The 21,699-nt window shown below is 66.0% G+C and carries 16 protein-coding genes; 6 read left to right on the top strand and 10 right to left on the bottom strand.

Annotated features, from left to right (window positions below; translation table 11 throughout):
* Both R4P95_RS26770 and R4P95_RS26765 read left to right on the top strand, forming a co-directional pair.
* The coding region (locus tag R4P95_RS26770; protein WP_317840483.1) for an enoyl-CoA hydratase at positions 1-657 on the top strand (657 nt) is incomplete at its 5' end.
* A 97-nt stretch (positions 658-754) separates the two neighbouring features.
* The gene (locus R4P95_RS26765; RefSeq protein WP_317745422.1) at positions 755-1,561 is read left to right on the top strand and encodes an ABC transporter ATP-binding protein; all 807 of its coding nucleotides are present in this window, start codon (positions 755-757) and stop codon (positions 1,559-1,561) included.
* A 36-nt stretch (positions 1,562-1,597) separates the two neighbouring features.
* On the opposite strand, the gene mddA is transcribed toward R4P95_RS26765, so the two are convergent.
* Together mddA and R4P95_RS26755 are read right to left on the bottom strand one after the other, a co-directional pair.
* On the bottom strand, positions 1,598-2,380 hold the full coding sequence (gene mddA, locus R4P95_RS26760; protein ID WP_213575093.1) for a methanethiol S-methyltransferase: 783 nt from the start codon (positions 2,378-2,380) through the stop codon (positions 1,598-1,600).
* 135 nt (positions 2,381-2,515) lie between these two features.
* Entirely contained in the window at positions 2,516-5,776 is a 3,261-nt protein-coding gene (locus tag R4P95_RS26755; protein WP_317745424.1) for a protein kinase domain-containing protein, read from the bottom strand.
* A gap of 851 nt (positions 5,777-6,627) precedes the next feature.
* Here R4P95_RS26755 and R4P95_RS26750 point away from each other — a divergent pair.
* A complete protein-coding gene (locus R4P95_RS26750; protein WP_317745426.1) occupies positions 6,628-8,427 on the top strand; it encodes an alkyl/aryl-sulfatase in 1,800 nt (599 codons plus the stop codon).
* 315 nt (positions 8,428-8,742) lie between these two features.
* Positions 8,743-9,276 (top strand): helicase associated domain-containing protein, encoded by a 534-nt coding sequence (locus R4P95_RS26745; protein WP_213575099.1) that lies wholly within the window; start codon positions 8,743-8,745, stop codon positions 9,274-9,276.
* A gap of 43 nt (positions 9,277-9,319) precedes the next feature.
* On the opposite strand, the gene R4P95_RS26740 is transcribed toward R4P95_RS26745, so the two are convergent.
* Complete coding sequence (locus R4P95_RS26740; RefSeq protein WP_213575101.1) at positions 9,320-9,958, bottom strand: isochorismatase family protein; 639 nt, start codon at positions 9,956-9,958, stop codon at positions 9,320-9,322.
* A 146-nt stretch (positions 9,959-10,104) separates the two neighbouring features.
* On the opposite strand from R4P95_RS26740, the gene R4P95_RS26735 reads away from it, so the two are divergent.
* Entirely contained in the window at positions 10,105-11,094 is a 990-nt protein-coding gene (locus R4P95_RS26735; RefSeq protein WP_317745428.1) for a GlxA family transcriptional regulator, read from the top strand.
* A 27-nt stretch (positions 11,095-11,121) separates the two neighbouring features.
* Here R4P95_RS26735 and R4P95_RS26730 read toward each other — a convergent pair whose 3' ends face one another.
* Positions 11,122-12,819, bottom strand: a complete 1,698-nt coding sequence (locus R4P95_RS26730) for an AMP-binding protein (protein WP_317745429.1) — start codon at positions 12,817-12,819, stop codon at positions 11,122-11,124.
* A complete protein-coding gene (locus R4P95_RS26725; RefSeq protein WP_317745431.1) occupies positions 12,816-14,009 on the bottom strand; it encodes an NADH:flavin oxidoreductase in 1,194 nt (397 codons plus the stop codon). The genes R4P95_RS26730 and R4P95_RS26725 overlap by 4 nt, the downstream gene beginning before the upstream one ends.
* A 155-nt stretch (positions 14,010-14,164) precedes the next feature.
* On the opposite strand from R4P95_RS26725, the gene R4P95_RS26720 reads away from it, so the two are divergent.
* The gene (locus R4P95_RS26720) at positions 14,165-15,826 is read left to right on the top strand and encodes a class I adenylate-forming enzyme family protein (protein WP_317745433.1); all 1,662 of its coding nucleotides are present in this window, start codon (positions 14,165-14,167) and stop codon (positions 15,824-15,826) included.
* A 134-nt stretch (positions 15,827-15,960) separates the two neighbouring features.
* Here R4P95_RS26720 and R4P95_RS26715 read toward each other — a convergent pair whose 3' ends face one another.
* The 5 genes from R4P95_RS26715 to R4P95_RS26695 form a co-directional block, all read right to left on the bottom strand.
* A complete protein-coding gene (locus tag R4P95_RS26715) occupies positions 15,961-16,611 on the bottom strand; it encodes a PaaI family thioesterase (protein WP_317745440.1) in 651 nt (216 codons plus the stop codon).
* The gene (locus R4P95_RS26710; RefSeq protein ID WP_317745442.1) at positions 16,608-17,483 is read right to left on the bottom strand and encodes a MaoC/PaaZ C-terminal domain-containing protein; all 876 of its coding nucleotides are present in this window, start codon (positions 17,481-17,483) and stop codon (positions 16,608-16,610) included. The genes R4P95_RS26715 and R4P95_RS26710 overlap by 4 nt, the downstream gene beginning before the upstream one ends.
* Before the next feature lie 6 nt (positions 17,484-17,489).
* The gene (locus R4P95_RS26705) at positions 17,490-19,679 is read right to left on the bottom strand and encodes an acyl-CoA dehydrogenase (RefSeq protein WP_317745443.1); all 2,190 of its coding nucleotides are present in this window, start codon (positions 19,677-19,679) and stop codon (positions 17,490-17,492) included.
* Positions 19,680-19,704: 25 nt separating this feature from the next.
* Positions 19,705-20,868 carry a steroid 3-ketoacyl-CoA thiolase gene (locus tag R4P95_RS26700; protein WP_317745446.1) on the bottom strand — a complete coding sequence of 388 codons (1,164 nt, stop codon included), beginning with the start codon at positions 20,866-20,868 and terminating at the stop codon, positions 19,705-19,707.
* Positions 20,869-21,039: 171 nt separating this feature from the next.
* Complete coding sequence (locus R4P95_RS26695) at positions 21,040-21,651, bottom strand: TetR family transcriptional regulator (RefSeq protein ID WP_317745448.1); 612 nt, start codon at positions 21,649-21,651, stop codon at positions 21,040-21,042.
* Positions 21,652-21,699 lie beyond the last annotated feature (48 nt).

Below are 21,699 nucleotides of genomic sequence, written 5' to 3'. Positions count from 1 at the left end.
GTCGAGGAGTTGGACAAGGATGCGGAGATCGGGGCCATTCTGATCACCGGTTCGGATCGGGCCTTCGCCGCCGGCGCGGACATCAAGGAGATGCAGCCCAAGTCGTACATGGACGTCTACCTCGACGACTTCTTCTCCGCCTGGGACAAGGTGGCGGCGGCCCGCACCCCCACGATCGCCGCGGTCGCCGGGTACGCGCTCGGCGGTGGGTGCGAGTTGGCGATGCTCTGCGACATCCTGATCGCCGCCGACACCGCGAAGTTCGGGCAACCCGAGATCAAACTCGGGGTCATCCCCGGGATCGGCGGCTCGCAGCGGCTGACCCGCGCCGTCGGCAAGGCGAAGGCGATGGAACTGTGCCTGACCGGCCGGAACATGGACGCCGAGGAAGCCGAACGCGCCGGACTCGTCTCCCGGATCGTCCCCGCCGCGGACCTACTCGACGAGGCGTTGCAGACGGCGAGCACCATCGCCGAAATGTCGCTGCCGGTCGCGATGATGGCGAAAGAAGCCGTCAACCGGTCGTTCGAGACCACCCTCACCGAAGGCGTCCGATTCGAGCGTCGGGTGTTTCATTCGACGTTCGCCACCGAGGACCAGAAGGAAGGGATGGCGGCGTTCGTCGAGAAGCGTGCGCCCGTCTTCAAGCACCGCTAGTGAGGCGGCTCCGCCGCCCGTGCGTGGTCCGCGAGTGTCTAGACTCGTTAACCACTCACGGGCGCGGAGCGCCTATGTTTTGGAAAGGTGACAGCTAATGGAGAATTCCGTTCCCGTCGTGAGGGTCGAATCCGTCGACCTGGTCCGTGACGGTAGGTTCCTCCTGCGCGACGTCACACTGCAGGTCCGGCGCGGCGAACACTGGGTTCTGTTGGGCGCAAATGGTGCCGGTAAGAGCACGTTGCTCTCGCTGCTCGGAGCAACCGCACATCCCACGGCCGGCACCGTCCACGTTCTGGGTCACCGACTGGGCCGGGTCGACATGCGGGAATTGCGAGCGCACATCGGTCACGTGAATCCGCGCCACCTGGTCCGGGCGCCGCTGACCGTGCGGGACGTCGTCCTCACCGGCCTGACCAACACCCCCGAGTTCCCGCCGCGGTGGGCACCGACCGACGCGCAGGTTGTCCGCGCGGAGGAACTCGTCCACGCCCTCGGGATGGGGTCACGGTTGAATCTGCTGTGGCCGACCCTGTCCCAGGGTGAGCGTGGCCGCGCCCTGATCGCCCGCGCCCTCATGGCCGAACCCGAACTGTTGCTGCTCGACGAGCCGGCGACGGGCCTCGATCTTGCGGCGCGCGAACAGCTTCTGACTTCGCTCGACGATCTGCGCGCCCAGGACCCCGATCGTGCCAGCATTCTCGTCACGCACCACCTCGAGGAAATCCCCACCACGACCACACATGCCGTTCTCGTGCGGGAAGGCGTCATCGTCGCGCAGGGCCCGGTATCGGACGTCCTCACGACCGCCAACATCAGCGACTGCTTCGACCACTCCATCACCATCTCCAACGAGCACGGACGCTGGGTGGCGCAGACACGGGTTCCCGTAACCGTCGGCTGAGTGGGTGGAACTTCGCCGCGCCGGCCGTCGCTGACGCTACCGCGCTCGAGAGCCGATCCGCGGGACCAGCATCGGCACCCGCGATTGGTAGGTGCGATAGTCGTCGCCGAACGTATCGACCAGGTCATGCTCCTCGAAGCGCACCGCCACCAGAATGAACCCGGTGGTCCCGACAGCGAACAACAATCGGCCCCAGGACATCGTCGGCGCCACCCAGAACGCGATCACGAAACCCGCGTACAGCGGGTGCCGGATCACCCGGTACAGCATCGGCGTCCGAAAGTCACTGGGAAGAGCCGACTTACCGCTCTGATTCCGAAGTACCTGACGCAGCCCGAATAGATCGAAGTGGTCGATAGCGAACGTCGCCGCCAGCACGAGCGCCCATCCGCCGAGCGACACGGCATACAGTGCAATTCGGACCCAGGTGGTCTCGACGTTCCAGATCAGCTCGGGCAGCGGACGCCACTGCCACATCAGCAGCGCCAGCGCCGCCGTGGCGAACAATACGTATGTCGAGCGCTCCATCGGCTGCGGGACGATCCTCGTCCAGCGTCGCTTGAACCAGGGCCTGGCCATCACCGAATGCTGCATGGCGAAGACAGTCAATAGCACCAGGTCGATGACCACGGCGACCACGACGGAAGCGCCCGGACCATCGTCGATCGTGTGAGGCACGACGAGGCCCTCGACCCATCCGATCGCATACACGAACACGATCAGGAATATGGCGTAGACCACCATTCCGTAGGCGGTGATCAGGGTTCGGGCGACTCCCCGCGTGTGCGGCGCCCGCGGCTTTTCGACCATCTCGGCCATAGTGTTTCTCCGATCGCTGGATTTTTCCGACGCACCGAAGTCTCCGATTGGGCGAGGAGTGGAACAAGGAACCCTGGGGTGAAAGTCACTGCACCCCTGCGGACGTCTGAAGACGCGCGGAATCTTGGATTGCGCTCAAAGATTCTCTCTGCGTTGTTCGACAACCCATGCCGCGATCTGTGTGCGTGAGGTGAACTCCAACTTGGTCAGAATATGTTCAACGTGGCCTTGAGCGGTGCGCGGGGAGATCACCAACCGGGTGGCGATCTCTTTATTTGTCAGTCCCTCGGCGATCAGTTCGGCGACCTCCCGCTCGCGCTTCGTCAGGTGTGCGGCAGGAGCCGCGGGCTGAGATTCAGTCGGATGCTGCTTACCTAACGTGTAGGCGACTGCGGCGTCGAAACTCAAGCCGGTCCCGTCCCGATGTGCGGCCGCGTAAGCCTCTTTGCTCAGGGCGTGTCGGGTCGTTCGCTCGCACTCTTCTTGGTACTCACTCATATTGGGCAAGACGACGATTGGACTTCCCACGGAGCGGCTGAGCTTCTCTGAGGCTCCCAGCAGTACGACCGCGCGCCGCGCGTTCTGGTCTTCGGCGGCGATCCATGCCAGCGCCTGCAGGCTCAAGCTGGCGTTGAACCGGTCGTTCACCTCGAGGTCGGCTTGCAGTGCCTGTTCGAGTAGTCCGACCGCTCGTTCACGCTCCCCGCGTCGCCATACCGCGACCGCCAGCCCCCACAAGCAATACGACCGAAACACCGATTCACCCCGTGCATCGGTAATCGCCAGAACGCGCTCGTAGCATTCGATGGCGTGTTCGGTATCCCCGAGAAACTCGTCGGCCAGGCCGAGGCCGATGAGCGCTATAACCTCGACGACATCGTTACGTCCGGCGTAGGTTCGGACAGCCTTCTCGAGATAAGTACGTGCGTCGAGAGGTTGTCCACCGAACAGGGCCGAGTAGCCGAGTGCACTGTCGGTGTGTGCGCGTGCCAACGGGTCGAGTGTCGAAGAGGCAAGCGCCTGTGCCGCGTTCATCAGGGCGGCCGCCGCCTGCAGGTCGCCCTGGACGCCAGTCATCATGCTGCCGATGTAGAGCGCCTTGGCGTAATCGACGGTCGGCCCGGCCGGTGTATGGGCGAGAAGCCGGTCGAGCCACCGCCTGCCTTCGGAGAGCAGACCCCGGGAAAGCCAGAACGGGTACAGTGCGGCAACGATCCGGAGCCCGGAGGCTGGGCTTTCGGAGACACAGGATTCCAATGCGTCCCGAAGATTCGGGTGCTCGCGCACGAGTGTGGTGATCAACGCAAGCTCGCGGGAGCTGATCCATTGCGATTCCATGTCGAGCACCAGGCGTTCACACCAGTCTCGGTGTCGCTGACGCAGTTCGGCATGCTCGCCGCTCTCCTGCGCTTTTTCTCGGCCGTAATCGCGCACGGTCTCGAGCATGCGAAACCGCATCTCGGCACCGGCCGGCTCCCTCATCAGGATCGACTTGTCGACGAGGTAGGTCACCGTGTCGAGTATTTCCTGCGCGGGCAGATCTGCGTCGCAGATTTGTTCGGCGGCGTCGAGGTCGAAACTACCGGCGAAAACCGACAGCTGCGACCACAGCCGCTGCTCCGCCGGTGTGCACAGGTCGTAACTCCAGTCGATGCACATCCGTAGTGTTTGCTGTCTCGACGGCGCGTCCCGGCTGCCCTGGGTCAACAGTACGTACCGGTCGGTCAAGCGTTGCAGTATTTGTTCCGGCGTCATTGCCCGCAACCGTGCGGCGGCAAGCTCGATCGGTAACGGGAGCCCGTCCAATCGCTGGCAGATCCGAGCGATGGTGACCCTGTTCTCCTCGGTGACCTCGAATCCAGGGGCCGCGGCGGCTCCGCGTTCGGCGAACAGCGTGATCGCATCGTTGCCCGCCATCCCGCGCGGTAGGTCGTCGGGATTCGGGACGCCGAGCGGTGGCACAAGCAGCACCGCTTCCCCGCTGATGCCGAGTGGTTCGCGACTGGTGGCGAGAATCTGCAGTCGCGGGCACGTGCGAAGCAGGGTCTCGGTGAGCTTGGCGACCGCGGACACCAGCTGCTCGCAATTATCCAGAATCAGCAGCTGCTCTCGCCCGGCGAGGAATTCGACAAGCACCTCGCGTATGGGTCGCGCCGATTGGTCGCGCAATCCCAGCGCGTTCGCTACCACCCCCGCCAACAGCAACTCGTCACGCAACTCCCCGAGCTCCACAAGGGTGGTGCCGTCGGCGAAGTTCCGGCGCACCTTGCCGGCTATACGAAGTGCCAGACGGGTCTTTCCGACCCCACCGGTGCCGGTCAGGGTCAGAAGGCGCGCGTTCGACAACGCGTTCCTCGCCTCGGTCAACTCTGTCTGTCGGTCGACGAAACTGGTCAACTCCAGGGGGAGTTGACCCCCTCGCCCCGAATCGGCCGACCACGACGGTTCAGGCCACGCACCTTTCCCGGGAGGGGCATCGGTCGCGGCTCCCGACTCAGTGGTGTGCAGAGCGATCTCGTCGACCGCGAATCCATGCCGTAACTGGGCTTCGCGCAGATGTTGACTCAGCTCCGCGGCAGACGGGCGAGTCTCGGGATCACTGGCCATGGTCTGTTCGATGATTGCACTGACGTCCTCGGGAACGCCGTGCTCGCGGGGGTCCGGTACCGGCTCGGATGTGATCCGCACGAAGTGTGCCATCAGGTGCTCCCCGCTGCGGCGTTCGAACGCGGCATGGCCGGTGAGCGCCGCGAACAGGGTGGCGCCGAGCCCGTACACGTCCGCGGATGTGCTCGGCGGGCGTCCGGCTACGACTTCGGGGGCGATGAACGCCGGTGACCCGGTGACGACCCCGGTGGTCGTCTCGAACCCGCCGGTGATGTGTGCGATGCCGAAATCCGTCAATGCCGGCTCACCGTAATCGGTGAGCAGTATGTTCGCGGGCTTGATGTCGCGATGGAGGATGCCGACCTTGTGCGCGGCGTCCAAGGCACCGGCCATCTTCACCCCGAGCCGGAGCACATCGGCCAGCGGAAGCGGGCCGTGGCGCCGGATTCGGGCGTCGACAGAGCCCCGGGCACAGTAGGGCATCACAATGAAGGGGCGACCGTTGTCGGTGACGTCGGCATGGAGAATGTTGACGATGTTGGGATGACCGGTCAACCGGCCCGCCGCCCGCTGCTCTCGCATGAACCGTTCCCGGTTCTCCTCGTCGAGATCCGCAGTCAGGACCTTGACAGCCACCGAACGTTCGAGCGACGCCTGCGTGCACCGGTACACGATCCCGAACCCGCCACGACCGATCTCGACAGCATCCTCGAACCCCGCCGCCGCGAGTTCCGCCGTGACCGCACCGGACACGTCGCGTTGGGTCGCGAAAGGATCCTCGTTGTTCATCGACACATCTCTTCATGGTGCACGTCGAACTGCCCGAGAACCTCTCGAGTAGCACCTAAGGATATCGCCAGGCGGCCTCACCGCGGTCGAATCCGACACCGCAACATCAGGCCGGTCGATCGACGCGGGCGCACTCGCCTACTCCAGGGCGGCCGGCGCGCCGAGTGCACAGGGCGCGAGTCGGACGGCAAACGTCCGGGCGAAAAAAGAAGACATCCGAGGGGCTCTAGTGTCAAGCAGCGGCCAGCTGTAGCTGGGCCCAACCGCGGTCTCCTTGTCAGTCGTAGTAGGCGCCGGGGTCGAGCGGTGCTTCCACCCCCGAGACGTCGACGCCCAACTACACGCGTAACGGCCGATCGCTTGTCTGATATAGCAATTCCGGACACTCTCCATTCGGTGGATCTGTTCTGTTGGAGGGGCACGCGGGCCGTCGAAAGCGCCTCGTACGCGATGTACACCGCGACGGCAGAAAAGGTGACGCCGCTGCCGCCACCCTCCGAAATTTACATGCGAGCACGCTCGAGTGATGGGACGCGATGACGAAATGATGCGGGCTCGAACACCACGCTCATGACCGGTGGAACCGAACTGGCTGCGCAGAGCCAAGACTGGTGGGCACATGGCACTGTGACCGACCGGACCAGACCTCTTACGAACTCACCATGCTCGCCAACGTGCGCGCTACCTCCGAGATCGCCGCATGTGAAGGCACTGACCCACGTCAGCGTTCTTCGTGGCAGTCAGGTGTCGTCGACTTCACCTAGGAAGGGTGATGCCAGGGGCGGCCCCGAATCAGGAGAGTGGGGCCGTGGGTGCGGAACCCACCACGACCCATTTTGCGAGGAGTGCCGATGTCCGCCGATTTCGCCGATCGCACCGATTTCGACAATGCCAACCGCGGTCTTGTCGCCGTGCTCGAACCTGCGCAGGTCCGCGCCGGTGACGGCCGGGTGGTGTACGACGCCGAGGGCTTTGCCGCGGCGACCACCGGTGACTGTCCCGACACGGTGAACCCGAGCCTCTGGCGGCAAGCGCAGCTGACTGCGATCCACGGACTGTTCGAGGTCACCGCGGGGATCTATCAGATCCGTGGCTACGACCTGTCGAACATGACGCTCGTCGAGGGCGAGACCGGGGTGGTTGTGATCGACCCGCTGGTCTCTGCCGAGTGCGCCGCGGCCGGGCTCGCGCTGTATCGCGAGCATCGTGGCGACCGCCCGGTGACCGCTGTCATCTACACCCACTCTCACATCGACCACTTCGGTGGCGTACTCGGTGTCGTCGACGCCGACACCACCGTGCCGATCGTCGCCCCCGAGCATTTCCTCGAGCACGCGGTCTCCGAGAACGTCTACGCCGGCGGTGCGATGCTGCGGCGCGGCATGTTCCACACCGGAATCGTGCTGCCCGTCGGCGCGACCGGCACCCTGGGGGCGGGCCTCGGGCCCAGCACATCGAACGGAACCGTGGGACTGCTCGCACCCACGCTCGATATCACCCACACGGGGCAGGAGGAGACGCTCGACGGCGTCCGCATGGTGTTCCAGGTGACTCCGGGAACCGAGGCCCCGTCGGAGATGAACTTCTTCTTCCCCGCCCATCGCGCGCTCTGCCTGGCGGAGAACGCGACCCACAATCTGCACAATCTGCTGACGTTGCGGGGCGCGGAGGTACGCGACGCACGCAACTGGTCGCGGTACCTCACCGAGGCGATCGAGATGTTCGCCTACGACTCGGACGTCGCCTTCGCCTCGCACCACTGGCCGACCTGGGGTACCGACGACCTGATCGGGTACCTCACCGAACAGCGCGACCTCTATGCCTACCTCCACGATCAAACGCTGCGCCGCCTCAACCAAGGGCAGGTGGGCACCGAAATCGCTGAAGACTTTCCGATGCCGCCCGCTCTGGACGCCGCGTGGCACACCCACGGCTACTACGGCTCGGTCAGCCACAACGTGAAGGCGATCTATCAGCGCTACCTCGGTTGGTACGACGGCAACCCGGCGCACCTGTGGCAGCACCCCCCGGAGGCGGCAGGCGCCCGCTACGTCCGTGCGATCGGTGGAATCGATGCCGCCGTCGCGAAGGCCCGGGAGTTCGCTGCCGAAGGCGATCTGCGTTTCGCCGCCGAACTCGCGAGCCATGCGGTGTTCGCCGAGCCGAATCACGCCGGCGCCAAAGAGGTGCTCACCGACGTGCTGACCCGACTCGGCTACGGCTCCGAGTGCGCGACGTGGCGGAACAACTTCCTCGTCGGCGCAAGCGAGGTTGATGGCCCGCCGCATCCGGCCGAGGTCAGTGCAGCGGGCATGGCCACCGCGCTAACCATCACGCAGATCTTCGACAGCATCGCGATCCGCATCGACGGTCCGCGGGCCTGGGATGTGTCGGCGACGATCCGCTGGCACTTCACCGACGTGGACGAGACCTACCGCATGGAGTTGTCGAGCGGCGTGTTGATCCACTTCCCGACAAAGCGGTCCGATCCGGCCGACCTCGTGGTGAAGCTGACGAAGCCGCAGTTGCTCGGCCTTCTGGCCGGTTCCGGAACCGACACCGTCACGATGGACGGTGACGTGACAGCCATCACCAGGATCGTCGAACTGACCGACGCCCCCGACCCGGCCTTCACCATTGTCACCCCGTGATCGCGTCGAGTATCACCGATCGATTGCCTGAAGCGCCCGGCGAAAATCCTCGCCGGGCCGCGGCATACAGTTCGACCACCTAATTCTTCTGTGGCACTTGCTCACCAGGTGAAGGTGCAGATCGGTCGATCGCCCGCGCGCCCGGTTCGGAAGGCTTGCAGTTCGGTCGCAGTGCCGACGCGACCCAACACCGATACTCACCGACACAGCGAACAACGGGGCCAACTGTCTTGCTACATCGTCCAACTGGTGGACATACTTGACGTGATGACAAACCCCATTACGTGTGAGAGCCTCCGGAAGGGTGCGATTCCGATGCCAGCGAACCAGCCCGCCTCCTCCCCTGTGCAGCTCTACGCCGACTTCCGCCGCCAACACCCCCACACCGCGATCCCAGCTGACTACGTCACCGAAAGTGGGTTCCACCTCGGTCGTTGGCAACACCGCCAGAGGGTGGCGCGCATGCTCGGCACCCTGCCACCGCACCGCATTGCGGAACTCGATGCGATCGGGTTCGTGTGGAGCGACGACGACACCCCACTGCCGACCGTGTCCCGGATCGACGGCAAGCGGCGGCGAATGCTCACCGAAATCGCCGCGTACCGCGAAGAGCACGGGAACGCACTGGTTCCCGCGAACTACGTCACAGCGGACGGGGAGCAGGTCGGTCAGTGGCTCTATCGGGCGGTGAAGAAGTGGCGGGCCGACGCACTTCCGGACGACGAGCGCGGCCCGCTCACTGTTCTCGGGGTCTCGCCCAGTCCGCGCCCGCGGGGACCGCGTACGTCGGCCCAGCGCACCGGATCGGCAGTCCGTCACCCTGGCCGGCGGCCACCAGCGCGGATCTGAACACCAATCCGGCTGGCTGCACGCACGTTGGCCTGGCACCCCGTCAGGCGAGGGCGACCGCCGAGCGTCCGTCGATGGCCGATTGCACCAGGTTGTTCTTGGGCAGCGCCGAGTCCGACGTCAGCGCTTCGATCCACTGTGCAGTGGTCGACACGGCAGCGAAGTTCGACTGCAGCAACACCATCAATGCCGTGTGCAGGGACTGCGCGGAGATCGTGCCGGCCTCGTTGGCCAGACTGATGGCACCCGTGGCGTCGGACAGGATTTCGGTGGCGAACCCGAGCCCTTCGGCCTCCACCGCTGTGGCGAGGTCGCAATTGTTGGTCATGTATCCGACGATCGTGATGGTGTCGACGTTGTGCGCGTGTAACCATTGCGCCACATCCGTACCCGCGAACACGCTCCCGTACTGCTTGTGCACCCGCTTGGTAGCCGGCTCGATGCGCCGTTCGATCTCCGGATGCAGCGACCACCCTTCGGTTCCCTCGACGAAAACGGGGGCGCCCTGCGGCATCTGATGCTGCACAACGAGAACCGGAATCTCACGCATGGTGGCTGTCTCCACAGCGTTCACGATGTTGGCGAGTGACTCCGCACGCGGTGGGTACTGGATCTCGAGTGGTCCCTCGAAGTACTCCTGCTGGACATCGACGACGACGAGGGCGCGGCGAGGTGCGGTCATAAGTTTTCCCCTTCAGCTTCGTTGCTTGTTGACGGGGTCGCGCCATGGTGTGGACGCGACCCGTCCCAGTGTTCGGCACATCGGTTTCCTCTACGAGTGGCATGGATGCATACTTTCGATGGAATCAGGCCAACCTCGGAGGCATCATGCGTATCGCTGTCTACGCGTTCGACGACATCACGATGTTCCACCTGGCGGCACCGCTGATGGTGTTCGGCGAGGTGGGCCGCCTTGGGCTCGCACCCGACTGGCAGACGCGTTTGTGGTCGGATCGTGCAGGAACCGTTCGCACCATCGAGGGATACCCGATCGGCGAGGTGGCAGGGCCGGACACCGTCGAGTGGGCCGACATCGTCGTCATTCCTTCCTGGCCTCAGTCCCTCACACCGGTCAACGACGAGTTGAAGACTGCGATCACGTCCGCGCATGCCCGCGGCGCTGCCATTGTCGGTCTATGCCTGGGCGCTTTCGCTCTCGCCGACACCGGCCTGCTCGGGGGACGTTCCGCGGTCACGCATTGGGAGGTGATGCCGCTACTTGCTGAACGCAGCGTCGGCAGCAAGGTCGACTCCTCGGTGCTCTACATCGATCACGGTGACGTCCTTACCTCGGCGGGGACGGCCTCGGCGATCGACGCCTGCCTACATCTGGTTCGCAAACACCTCGGGTCTGCCGTCGCTACCCGGATCGCCCGTAGCCTGGTCGTCGCCCCTCACCGGGAAGGAGGGCAGGCACAGTACATCGATCGCCCGCTGGCTCGGCCGGTATCCGACACGACCATGGCCGAAGTGCAGGAATGGGCACTCAGTCATCTCGACGAGCCGCTCACCGTGGACCGACTCGCCGACCAGGCGCGGATGAGTAGACGCAGCTTCGTACGCCACTTTCAGCAATCCACCGGAACGACTCCAGCACGCTGGATACTCGAACACCGCCTGCAAGAAGCTCGGGCACTACTCGAAACGACCGACTGGGGAATCGACTCCATCGCCGCGAAATGCGGCTTCGGGAGCAACGTCACCCTTCGGCAGAGATTTGCCGCAGCATTCGCGATTTCCCCCTCCGCGTACCGACGGCAATTCGCGGACCAGCGCGGCAACATGGCCGACACGACACTCACCCGACCCGAGATATGACCTCCCGATCTTGTGCCCACCTCACCGTCACACCTGCAGGAACCGTTGCCGCCCGTGCGTGTGGAATTCCTGCTCCAGCGCGGTCTTCTCGCTCTCGGTCATTTCGTGGTACTCGGGGGCGCCGCGTCCCACCCATCGGAAGACCGGATCGTCACACCGCCAACCTTGTTCCTGCAGAGCACGTTTGAGCACCTTGTTCGATCCCGTCACGGGCAGGTCGGTGGACACGCGGATGAAGCGGGGCGCGGACTTCGTACCCAGGTCGTCCTGGCCGGCTAGGAAGGATGCGAAGTCCGCGGGGTCGAAGTCGCTGGGGTCGGACATCTCGACGGCGGCCATCACCTGGTCGCCCGACCGCGGGTCGGGAACGGCGTAGACACCGGTGGCGATCACCTTGGGATGGCGTCGCAGAATCCGTTCCACCATCAGCGCGGAGGTGTTCTCCCCGTCCACCCGGATCCAGTCACCTTTGCGTCCCGCGAAGTAGAGGAACCCCTCCTCGTCGAGGTAGCCGAGGTCACCGGTCCAGTACCAGCCGTGCCTGATGCGGTCCGCAACCGCATCCTCGTTCTTGTAGTAACCCTCGAATCTCCCTGCTCCAGCCTTGTCGACCATTTCACCGATCGCCTCGTCCGGGTTGAGGACGCGGCCGTGCTCGTCGAGCCGTGCCCGCGCTTTCTCCTCGAGGGTGTCGGGGTCGACGATGACGATGTTCTCGTGAGCGGGTCGGCCGAGCGCACCCTCGGGGGCGGCGGGGTCGAGCGTCACCGAGCCTGCGCCTTCACTGGAGCCGTACCCCTCGTACAGTTCGGCGCCGAACCGTCGGACGAACTCGGCCTTGTCTTCCGGCGAGGCCTCCGTGCCGAAACCCCTTACGAGCGTGTTGTCCGAATCGTCCGGCAACTCCGGCGTGGCCATCAGGTACGCCAGCGCCTTGCCCACGTAGGTGAAGAAGGTCGCGCCGAAAAACCGGACGTCGGGAAGGAAGCCCGAGGCCGAGAACTTGCGCGGCAGACACACGGTGGCCCCGTTGGCGAGTGCGGGCGCCCACAACGCCATCAGGGCGTTTCCGTGGAACAGCGGCATGCAGCAGTAGTCGACGTCCTCCCGTACGTGGCCGTACTTCACCGTGTTGGAGTAGGCGAGGCGCGCCAGGCGACCTTGGCTGCACCGCACGGCTTTCGACGTGCCCGTCGTGCCCGAGGTGAACAGCAACAGAAACAGCGTCGAGTCGTCGATCGCCGGATCCGCTGCGGGGTGCTCCACCCGGCAGGACGCCACCCGATCCGCGTACATCGGATCGTCCACGAGGAGGAATCGGTCTTCGGACAATCCGAGGTCGAGACCGGTGAGCTGCGACTTGCCGGCGGCATCCGTGACGATCAGCTGGCAGTCGACGTACCGGATCTCGGCCTCGAGTTCGGCCCCGCGGCGGGTGGGGTTGATGCCGACGATCGTCGCTCCCCCGAGCGCCGCGCCACCCAGCCAGAACAGGAACTCGGGGGTGTTCTCGAGCAGCACACCGATGTGGAACGGACCGCCGCGACGCAACGACGCGGCGAGTGCGGCACGCGCCGCACTCTCGTGAACCACCGCGTTCCACGTCCAATCTTGCTCGCGGGTGCGGACTCCCAGCCGTTCGTCACCCAACCGGTCGAGCAGCATCTGGGCGATCGTTGTGCGTTCCAACTCGAGCTCTCCTCTCGACGGCGTGTGCGCGGTCATGGCTTCCGGAGCACGCAATGGGTGCCACCGTAGATCGCTGTCATGCACTTGTTGCAGTGATTGCACAGGCCCGGCCTGTGGGTCTCCGCGGTGATGCGGTTGACCAGATCAGGCTCACGCAGCAATGCACGCGCGACCGCCACGAACTGGAAGCCCTCTTCCATGGCGAGGTCGATGCTCGCCTTGCCGGTGATACCACCGAGAAGCACCAGCGGCATGGTGACTGCCGCCCGGATCTGACGGGCGTCATCGAGCAGGTAGGCGTCGCGATAGGGGTACTCCCTCAGGAAATGCTTGCCGACGAGCTGGATGCCGAGCTTGGTGGGTTGCGGCATGGCGGCCGCGAATTCTCGCAGCGGCGCATCACCTTTGAACAGGTACATCGGATTCAGCAGCGAGCTGCCCGCCGTCAGTTCGAGTGCGTCGAGCGAGCCGTCCTGCTCGAGCCACTGCGCCACCTGGATGGCCTCGTCCACCCAGAAACCCCCCGCCACACCGTCGTCCATGTTCAGCTTGGCGAGGATTGCGATCCGATCGCCCACCGCGTCGCGGACAGCCCGCGCGGTGTCGCGGGCGAGCCGCGCGCGGTTCTCGAGGCTGCCGCCGTATCGGTCCTTGCGCCGATTGGTCCGGGGGCTCAGGAACGAGCTGATGAAGTAGTTGTGCCCGAAGTGCAGCTCGATCGCATCGAAGCCGGCCTCGATGGCCCGCTTCGCGGCGTCGACGTGCTGAGCGGTGATCCGCTCGATGTCGGCGACGGTTGCCGCTCGCGCCAAGGTTTGCGTCGTCAGACGGAACTGGGTGCTCGGCGCCAGCGCGGGGGCGCCGTTGTACTTGGCGCCGGCCACCGGCCCCGCATGCCCGATCTGTGCAGACACCGCCGCCCCCTCCGCATGGATGGCGTCGGTCAGCTTCCGCAGTCCCGGCATCGCGTCGTCACGCCAGGTGATCTGGCCGGGAGCCGTGCGCCCGTCGGCGGCGACGGCGCAATAAGCGACGGTGGTCATGCCGACCCCACCCGCCGCCGGCTGCCGATGAAACTCGATCAGTTCGTCGGTGACCAGACCTTTCGGCGTGAGTCCCTCGTACGTCGCGGCCTTGATGACGCGATTGCGCAGAGTGATCGGCCCGAGCTTGGCCGGCCCGAGTGGATCGACCTTCACGGTGGGCGGGTCGAGATCTATGGTCATTAGGTGTCCCTCCAGCTGCGATTCGCTGACGAACGTAACGGCGCGGAGGCACCGCGGATCGAGCCAGTCTCGGTGAGTGGTAACCACGGCCGAAGCCCCGCCATGGCGTGCCATCTTGTGTCGGTACGAGTGCCCGAGGACGAAAGGCCGGCCCCATGACTGCCCCTACAGATCCACAGCTGCACCTGGATCAGGTGATGTCCCGCCTCACCGGGCCCGGTGGCCGGTTCGAGATCGTCGAGGAGCCCGTACTGGGCACACGCATGCCGGTGATGAAGAACCGCGGACGGGCGGTGGGCGACCTGCTCGCCACCTCGTTGCAGTGGGGAGACCGGGACTACCTGGTGACCGCCGACCGCCGGCTGTCGTACACCGAGCACGCGGCGGCGGTGGCGGCACTCGCGACCGCGCTGCGCGATGAGCACGGTGTCCGCAAGGGCGACCGGGTCGCGATCCTCGCCGCCAACACTCCGGAATGGGTGATCGCCTTTTGGGCCACGCAGGTGCTAGGCGCCATCAGCGTGGGACTCAACGGCTGGTGGGTACCGCGTGAGGTCGAGTACGGGCTGACGCACAGCCGCCCCGCCGTCGTCATCGCCGACGCGAAGCGGGCCGAGACGCTCGCCGCGGCCGGAACGGAAGTCCCGGTTCTCACCATGGAAGACGATCTGCCCCGGATCTTCGACCGGTACGCGGGCGCCCCGATGCCCCACACGGACGTCGACGAGGATGATCCGGCCGCCATTCTCTACACGAGTGGCACCAGCGGCCGCCCCAAGGGCGCATTGCATTCGCAGCGCAACATCCTCGCGGTGGTCGACTACCACCGGTTCAGTGACGCGGTGGTCGCCGAGTTCACGGGGTCGCCCACCGACCCGGCCGTCCCGAGCCCGCGGCGCTACCTGTTGACGTCCCCTCTGTTCCACATCGCGAGCCTGCACAACCTGGTGGTGCCGCGGCTCGCCACCGGCGGCGCCGTGGTCATGTATCAGGGCGGATTCGACGTGGACGCCGTGCTCGCCCTGATCGAGCGGGAACGGGTCACCAACTGGGGTGCGGTCCCCACCATGGCGTCGAGGTTGGTCGAACACGACAACCTGGAGAAGTACGACTTGTCCTCGCTGACGGCGTTCTCGCTGGCGTCGGCACCGTCGTCGGTCGCCTTCAAGGAACGGCTGCGGGAGAAGGTGCCGTTCGCCCGGGACGCGCTGGTGGACAGTTACGGTCTCACCGAGTGCAGTACGGCCATCGCCGTGGCCGCCGGCCCCGAACTCGAGCAGTACCCGGGCACGCTGGGCAGGCCGATCATCACGGTCAGCATGGAGATCCGCGATCCGTACGGGAAGTGGCTCCCGGACGGAGTCGAGGGCGAAGTGTGCGTGCGCAGCCCCTTCGTGATGCTCGGCTACTGGGAGGACGAGGCCGCCACCGCCGCGGCAATCGCGCCGGGCCGGTGGTTGCGCACCGGCGACTACGGCGTTGTCGAGAACGGCCGGCTTCGGCTGACGGGACGTCGCTCCGATCTGATTCTGCGCGGCGGCGAGAACGTCTACCCCACCGAGATCGAACAGTGCCTCGACGAACATCCCGGTGTCCTCGAGTGCGCGGTGATCGGAACGCCGCATGAGGATCTGGGACAGGAGGTGTCGGCCGTGGTGGTACTTCGGCCCGGTGCCACAACCACCGAGGCGGAGCTGCGGGACTACGCGGCCGAACGTCTGTCGTACTTCAAGGTCCCGACCCGCTGGCGAATCACCACCGACCTCCTGCCGCGCAACGCGACAGGGAAAATGCTGCGCCGCGACATCGCGGTCTGATCCCCCCGAGAACGCCGAATGCCCCAGTGGTGCAGAATAACTGCACCACCGGGGCATTGGGCGGAAAAGAGATCAGCGGATGCAGCCTCGTTCTCGGACCGTAGGACTTCGGTCATGTCCTGCATCCTGCCCTCTCAGCGCGGCCTGGGGACGGTCTTGTCGATGAACAGTCCCTCGACCGACACACACACCTGCCCGTCCGCGGTCCTGATGTCGCCCACGGTGGAGATTTTCCGCCCGTCGACGCCGATCAGCTTTCCGGTCAGGGTGAGCGGTTCGAACAGTGGGGTCGGACGGTGGTACCGCGTACTCAATTGTGCTGTCATGCCGGACTTTCCGCCCCACGCGTTGGCAACACCCAGCACGTGGTCGAGCAGCAGCGCCGAGACACCACCGTGGACATGCCCGGGCGGACCCTGGTACGGGATGGTCAAGGTGACGGTGCCCTGCACCGAGCCGTCCGCCAGGCCTTCGAGGACTACGGGTGGTGCCAGCGCATTCTCCGGTCCGGTCACCGGATCGTGCCGGGTAACGCCCTCCCCGTTCCACATGTCGATCAGCCGCTCGGCCACCGCGGGTGCGTGCTCCTCGAGGTGCTCGGCGATGCTGTTCAACTCCTCGGCCACTCGCTCGAGGTTGGCGTTGGCTCGGTCGGTGCGCAGCAGGGCGTCGATCACGCGGCGCGCCGCCTCGGTGGCCCGGTCGACCGCGGCCCCGTCGGAGGGGGACGTCAACACTGTTCCCGCGGTGCTGTTCTCGAAGGTGGGATGCGTGCTGGTGTTCACGGGCGAATCTCCATCGTGGTGTGTGTGAGGACGGGCTGTCCGTTCCGTTCGGGACACGTCGCCCGCAGCGTGAGCACGTCGCCGTCCCGCCAGGCCGCGATGTCGATCGTCTCACCCGGATAGAGGGAGCCGGCGAACCGCGCCGAGTACGTGCGCACGCGGGTGGGGTCGCCGTCCAGCATCCCGTCGACGACGGCCTTACACACCACTCCGTACGAGGCGAGCCCGTGCAAGATCGGGCGGTCGAACCCCGCGGCGGACGCGAACTGGGGGTCGGCGTGCAACGGGTTCATATCGCCGCTGAGCCGGTACAGCAGCGCCTGTCCCGTTCCGGTGTGTGACGCCAGCACCTTGTCGGGTTTCCGGTCCGGCAGCGTGGCCACCGACTCGGGACCAGGGGACCCGCCGAACCCGCCCTCATCACGGGCCCAGATCTGCATCCCCGTCGTCCACAACGGGTGACCGTCGTCCGAGTCGGTGGCCGTCTGCTCGAGCACGATGACGGCAGCCTTGCCCTTGTCCCACACGTCGGCCACTCGCGAGGACACCCGGGCGGTGCCCGAGGACGGGATCGGCGCATGCACCGTCAGTGTCTGCCCGCCGTGCAGTATCTTGCGCAGATCCACATCGATGCCGGGCATGGTCAGCCCGGCACTCGGCGCCGATCCCGAAGAAATACCCTGCCCGGCCACCAGGGCGAACGTGGGCAGCACCCGCAGGTTCTTCTCGTACACCCACCGCAGTTCGGCGGGGTCCACCGCGTTGCCGCCCGCCCCGACGCCGAGGTGATAGAGCAGGACGTCGCGTTCGGTCCACGACGCCTCCCGAACTGCCGGTTCCGCGGTCAAGGCGACGTTCACATCGATACTCATGTCAGGTCACTTTCCGGGCTCGGGGTCGCGGGGCAGACCCAGGAGGCGTTCACCGATGATGTTGAGCTGGACGTTGGTGGTGCCGCCCGCGATCGACATGCATTGCGCGTTCAGGAACATCTGGGTGTCCGACGTGCGGCCCTGCTCACCGAGCAGGGCGCGTGGTCCCGCCCAGTCCATCGCCACCTCCCACACCTGCTGGATGTGTTCGACGCCGAGCAGTTTCGCGACCGAGGACTCGGCACCCGGCTGCCCACCGGCGATCGAGCGCAGGGTGGTGCGCAGCCCCATCAAGCCACCGGATTGCGCGTCGCAGAGCACCTTGCCGAGCACCGTCAGCTGCTCGTCGTCGATCCCGCCGGGCAGGTCGGCGGCCAGAGTCAACAGCGCCTCGCCGCCGGATCCGAGGGCGGAGTCGTGCGAAAGCGAGACCCGCTCATTGGCCAGTGTGGTGCGGGCCAGCTTCCAGCCGTCACCCGGTTCACCCACCAGCAACTCGTCCGGGACGAAGACGTTGTCGAGGAACACCTCGTTGAACAGCGCCTCACCGGTGATCTCCCGCAGCGGCCGGATGTCGAGTCCCTCGCTGGACTTCATGTCGATCAGAAAGTACGACAGGCCCTTGTGTTTCGGCGCATCCGGGGCCGTCCGCGCCAGGCAGATGCCCCAGTGCGCGTCGCGGGCCATCGACGTCCATACCTTCTGGCCCTGCAGCACCCAGCCACCGTCGAGCTTGGTGGCCTTGGTGTTCAGTCCGGCGAGGTCGGACCCGGCGCCCGGCTCGGAGAACAGCTGGCACCAGACGAGGTCACCGCGCAACGACGGTGGCACGAATCGCTGCACCTGATTTTCGTTGCCGTGTGCGATCAATGTGGGGACCACCCAGTTGCCGATGATCATGTCGTGCGGCTTCACCTGAGCGGCGCGGAGTTCCTCGGCGATCACGAGTTGTTCGACGGCAGCTGCGCCTCTCCCCCACGGTGCAGGGAGATGCGGTGTCGCATAGCCTTTTTCGGCCAGGTAGCGCTTGCGTTCCTGTTCGGCCAGACCGACCGCCGGAGCCAGCTCGGCACGCACCTCGGTGCGGATGCGGTCCGCCTCCGGTGGCAGTTCGATCCCGAGCACGCGCCGGCTGCCGTCGAGGGTGGCACGGGCGACCCGACGCCGCCACGACGCGGTGGACCCGAGCAGGATTCGCAACGACTGCGCCCGTCGCAGATACAGGTGAGCGTCGTGTTCCCAGGTGTAGCCGATGCCGCCGAGCACCTGGATGCAGTCCTTGGTCACCGAGAACGCCGCCTCGGGTGCGGTGGCTCCGGCTACCGCCGCGGCCAGCGACGCCTCGGCGGGATCAGTGTCCGGGCTCATGGCGCGGGCGGCGTCCCAGGCGCACACCCGGGCCTGTTCGGCGAGGGTGAGCATACGGGCCACCCGGTGCTTGACGCCCTGGAATTGGCCGATGGGTCGGCCGAACTGGTGCCGCGCCTTCGCGTAGTCCGCGGCGGTAGCGACGGCCCAGTCGGCGATGCCCGACGCCTCGGCGGCGAACAGGGTGGCCGCGAGATCGAGGACAAGCCGCGAATCGATCGACAGGACCGCGTCTTCCGAAAGGATGATGCCGTGCGCGGCGGCGACGGCGTTGCGGCGCACCACGTCGTGGCTCGGCAGGTCGGTGACGTCGAGGTGCTCGCGTGGCAGCACCACGAACACCGTCGTGTCGCCGTCCCGCGCCGCCAGCAGGAACAGATCACCCACCTGACCGCCGAGGACGTACCCCGACTCGCCGTCGAGGATTACCTCGTCGCCGTGGCGGGAGATCCGCAACGAACCCGATTGCAGGGACACGGCTCCCAACACCGAACCGTCGGCCAACCCGGACAGCCGACCGCTGTGGCCGCCTTCGTTCAGGACGGCACTCGTCACCACGGTCGGCAGAAATGGTCCAGGAGCCAGAACCCTGCCGAGCTCTTCGGCGACCACCGCGAGTTCCACCAGGCCGCACCCGGCGCCTCCCACCTCTTCCGGCAGGTGCAGCCCCAGCACGCCCAGACCGGCGAGCGCATTCCAGAACAGCGGTCGCTGTTCGGTTTTCGCTTCCGCCGCTTGCCGCAGCACGTCCGGCGTCACGGTTCGAGCGGCCCATCCCCGCACCGAGTCGCGCAGGTCCCGCTCTTCTTCGGTCAATCCCATTGTCATGTCGGCCTCGTCGAGTTCTCGGGTGTCAGATGCGTTCGATGATGGTTGCGGTAGATAGCGCCCCGCCCGCGCACATGGTGATCAGGGCGGTGGATTTGTCTGCCCGTTCCAGCTCGTGCAGTGCCGTGGTGATCAGTCGCGCACCGGTCGATCCCACTGGATGCCCGAGGGCGATCGCACCACCGTTGACGTTCACCTTGGACAGGTCTGCCTCGTGAACCTGCGCCCAGGACAGCACGACCGAGGCGAACGCCTCATTGATCTCGACGAGATCGATGTCTGCCAACGACATTCCGGCCCGTTCGAGGACCAGTGCCGTCGACTCGATCGGTCCGTCCAGGTGAAAGTAGGGGTCGGAGCCGACCATGCCCGACGCGACGATCCGGGCGCGCGGACGCAGCCCGAGTTCGCCGGCCCGTTCCTCGCTCATGAGGAGTACGGCCGCGGCGCCGTCACTGATCTGCGAGGAATTGCCTGCGGTGTGGATGTGCCCGTCGATCACCGGCTTCAGTGCTGCCAGAGCCTCGGCCGTCGTCTCTCGCAGTCCCCCGTCCCGGGTGACCACTGCTTTCTCACCCGTGCGTACGCCCTGCTTGTCCACGACGGGCGCGGTGACGGGGACGACCTCGCGGTCGAACCGTCCCTCGGCCCAGGCCTGAGCGGCGCGGCGCTGCGACTCGAGGCCGAACGCGTCCACATCGCGACGGGTGATTCCACGCCGTTCCGCGATGCGCTGCGCAGACGTGAACTGGTCGCCCATGTCGATCGACCAGTCGTCGGGATAGGGGCTTCCCGTCTCGGGGGTCAACGCCTGACCGAGGAACACCCGGCTCATCGCCTCCACACCGCATCCGATTCCCGCGGTGATCTGACCCGAGGCAATCAGGCCGGCCACCAGGTGCACGGCCTGCTGCGACGACCCGCACGCACAATCGATGGAGGTGGCGGCAGTGCCATACGGCAGACCGGCGTGCAGCCATGCCTGCCTGGTCACGTTGTTGGATTGCTCACCGGCCTGCGTGACGCAGCCACCGACGACCTGACCGATGTTTTCGGCGGGGACTCCCGCCCGCTCGAGGACGCCGCGTTGTGCCGCTCCGAGCAGTTCTGCCGGATGCAGTCCGGACAATGCGCCGCGCTGGCGACCTATCGGTGTCCGGACCGCGTCGACGATGACTGCGTTGCCCATTGTTGGCTCCTTCGCTGAGCCGCCAGGATTCACGCCAGGGCGGCATTTCTGAAACGTATTCTATTTGTTAGGACAGATCAATGCGCTGGCTCGTAGTAGCCGTGCGGAGGCGTCGAGAATGAATTGCACCCCGTTAGGCGTGGCAGTGCGCGACCCTTGTGCCGAGAACGATCAGCGGCGGGAAAGACCGACGAGCAGCAGGTCGCAGCCCTTGCGAATGTCCGATTCGGCGTCGGGAATCGAGATCCGGCCGTTGAGGCACGACTGGACCACCCCGAACCACAGCTGCACCACGAGGCGGAGCGCGGTCAGATCACCTTCGGTCGGGTCTTCGATCCCCGCCGCATCGAGCATGATCTGGCGGAAGGCTCGGTCGACCTTCCCGGCATCCGGGACGGTGGCGACATTCGCGGTGCTGGTGGACTGAATCATCGCCGTGGACAGCGCAGGCCGGCGCAGGAGGCCACGAGTGGCCCGCACCAGCACGTTGTAGACGGCGTCCTGGGGAGTGGTGTCCGACGCGACACCCTTCGAGAATCCGGCGCCCATCTGATCGATCTGGTCGACCATCACCGCGACGAACAGGTGCGTCTTCGACGGGAAGTACCGGTACAGCGTGCCGATGGCGACACCGGCGCGCTTCGCCACCTCGTGCATCTGGACCCGGGCGAGCTCCTTCTCGGACGCCAGCTCGGCGGCCGCCTCCAGCATGCGCACATGGCGCGCCCGCTGTTCCTCCGAACTCGGTTCGGCAGCGTCCCTGACCTCCGCGATTCTCGGCACCCTCGATCCCCTTCTCCCCGAGCAGCCTCGGATCCAGCCCAATTCTGG

The sequence above is a fragment of the Rhodococcus sp. IEGM 27 genome (genome assembly GCF_033142305.1).
Taxonomy (GTDB): Bacteria; Actinomycetota; Actinomycetes; order Mycobacteriales; family Mycobacteriaceae; genus Rhodococcus_F; species Rhodococcus_F oxybenzonivorans.
This window is presented reverse-complemented; position numbering and strand designations above follow the sequence as displayed.